This window comes from Microbacterium sp., assembly GCF_047972865.1.
In the GTDB taxonomy this organism is placed as follows: domain Bacteria; phylum Actinomycetota; class Actinomycetes; order Actinomycetales; family Microbacteriaceae; genus Microbacterium.
Genome location: NZ_JBKEAY010000171.1, coordinates 1 through 2476, shown reverse-complemented (window position 1 = coordinate 2476; position 2476 = coordinate 1). Strand labels below are relative to the sequence as shown.

The 2476-nt window shown below is 67.9% G+C and carries 3 protein-coding genes; all 3 read left to right on the top strand.

Annotation, left to right across the window (positions count from 1 at the left end):
- Positions 1-1124 (top strand): FtsK/SpoIIIE domain-containing protein (locus ACK5KK_RS10515; RefSeq protein WP_416890035.1); only part of this gene is annotated, 1124 nt, incomplete at its 5' end.
- Positions 1121-1525 (top strand): hypothetical protein, encoded by a 405-nt coding sequence (locus tag ACK5KK_RS10510; RefSeq protein WP_416890034.1) that lies wholly within the window; start codon positions 1121-1123, stop codon positions 1523-1525. The genes ACK5KK_RS10515 and ACK5KK_RS10510, both read left to right, overlap by 4 nt.
- The coding region (locus ACK5KK_RS10505) for a replication initiator (protein WP_416890033.1) at positions 1413-2476 on the top strand (1064 nt) is incomplete at its 3' end. The genes ACK5KK_RS10510 and ACK5KK_RS10505, both read left to right, overlap by 113 nt.

Sequence of the window (2476 nt, the reverse complement as noted above, 5' to 3'; positions counted from 1 at the left end):
TTGAGGTTCGCAATCTCGCGGGCGTTCCTGTGGTCACCGGGGCGGGGCGCCCGAGTTGGCATGGCTGGACCTGCTACCTACCTGTCTCGATGCCTCCGGGTCTGGCGCGCGAGGACCTCGTGGCCGCGACCGGTCGGATTCAGCAGGCGTTCAACGCCGTGCGGGTGTCGGTCGTCGGGGAGCACCTCACTGCGCTCGCGCTTCGAGTCGACTACGCCGACGCGCTCGCGCAATCGTTCACGCTGCCGCTCGGGGGCGACTACGACGGTCGGGCCGTGCTCACCGGCATCACTGAGGACGGGCAGCAGTGGCGGCTTCCGCTCGGACCACACACGCTCGTGGCCGGCTGCTCGGGAAGTGGCAAAGCGTCGCTCGTGTGGGGGCTTCTGCTCGGCCTGGCGCAGCCCATCCACGCAGGACACATCGAGGTGTGGGGCATCGACCGAAAGGGCGGCATGGAACTCGCCATGGGCCGCGCGCTGCTGACGCGCTTCGCAGACGATGCGGCCACCTCGGTCGCCCTTCTCGAGGATGCCGTCGCGGCGATGCAGGCACGCGCCCGTGCCCTGGCGGGAATCACCCGGCAGCACACGCCGACCGCTGAGAGTCCGACCGTGATCGTGCTCATCGACGAACTCGCCGCGCTCACCTCATACGAGACCGATCGCGAAATGCTGCGCCGAGCCAACGCCGCGATCGCCACCCTCGCGTCACAGGGCCGCGCAGTCGGCTTCATCCTGTTCGCCTGCTTGCAGGACCCTCGGAAAGAGACCCTTCCGGCTCGCGGTCTCTTCACACAGACGGTGGGGCTTCGCCTCCGGGATCGCACAGAGACCGCGATGGTGCTCGGGGATGGTGCTGTGGCTGCGGGCGGGCTGTGTCACGAGATTTCGGCATCCACACCGGGCGTCGCCTTCGTGCTCTCGGAGAACGGCGGCACCCCGGTGCGCGTTCGCGCTGCCTTCGCGCCCGATGAGCAGATTCGCGACGCGGCGGCGACCTACTTTGCGCCACACCCGGTGGAAGTGCTCGTGCCGCCACCACCCGAGCCCGCACCGCGACCCCCGCGCCGACGGCAGACCCGTCGCGCCTCAACGACAGAGACACCCACGGAGGAATCATGAACAGGAAGAAGCTCGCAATCGGCGGCGCTATCGTGCTCGGTGCCGCACTCTTCGCAACGGTCGGAGCCGTCGCTGGTTACGCGGCAGCTGAGCAACAAGCGGCAACGGAAGACCGGGATCCGGGTGTGCCGTGCAACCTGCGGCTGGTCTGGGATCGCGTCACCCAGCGGTCGCTCGCGGTGTACGAGGACTCCGCGCTGATCTCGTACACGCCGAACTACGGACGCATCGCAAACCTGTCGTGCAGCGACGACGTGATCCTGCGGTGGCAGGAAGCGCGCCGAGTCGATGGTCTCGATGATCAGGTGTGCCGCCCTGTGTTGCGATTCGACGCGGATGCCATGGCCGAGGTCGTCGGCTGCGCCGTCCCGAGCCTGGTGGTGGACCGTGAGTCTCGCTGAGTCCGTCGCCGCCCGCTTGCGGAGCCCGGACTTCGACCAGTGGATGAACGGCGCAGCGCGCACGGGCTACTGCGCGAACCCTGTGCGGCTGGTCGGATCGGCTGTGACGACGAACCCACACTCAGGTGAGGTCATCGGCGACTATGCGTCGTCGGCACAACCCGACGGTGTGAGCTACACCCGCTGTGGCAACCGCCGCGCGCGACGCTGTGAGTCGTGCAGCCACGAATACAAGGGCGACACCTGGCACATGATCATGGCCGGAGCCGCGGGCGGGATGAAGGGTGTGCCGGAGTCGATCGCCGAGCATCCGATGGTGTTCGTCACGCTGACCGCTCCCTCGTTCGGCGCGGTCCACTCGACGGCACGCGCACACCATCGAGGCGACTGCGCTCACGGTCGCCCGCGAGGATGCAGCGGTGATCACGCAGCGGATGCTCCGGTGCTTGGCGATCCGGTGTGCGCCGATTGCTACGACTACGCCGGGCACGTGGTCTGGCAGTTCTTCGCGCCGGAGCTGTGGCGACGATTCACGATCCAGCTGCGACGGACGCTCGCGAAGGAGCTCGGGCTGACACAGCGTGCCGCCGCGGAGATCATGCGCGTGCAGTTCGCAAAGGTTGCGGAGTTTCAACGGCGCGGAGTCGTGCACTTCCACGCGATCGTTCGGCTCGACGGCATGAGTCCGGTCGCCGAGTTCCCTCCTGCGCCGGTTGGCGTCACCGAGGCGCACCTTGTCGCCGCAGTCCGGGCCGCCGTTCGTCGAGTGTCGTACGAAGCACCACGCGTTCCCGGCGAGCAAACCACTCGCATCCTGCGATGGGGCGCGCAGCTCGACGTGCAACCGATCGTCAAGCGCGAAGGTCTCGGCGGTGAGCTGTCGGATCGTGCCGTCGCGGCCTACATCGCCAAGTACGCGACGAAGGCGACGGAAGACCTCGACGGCAGTCA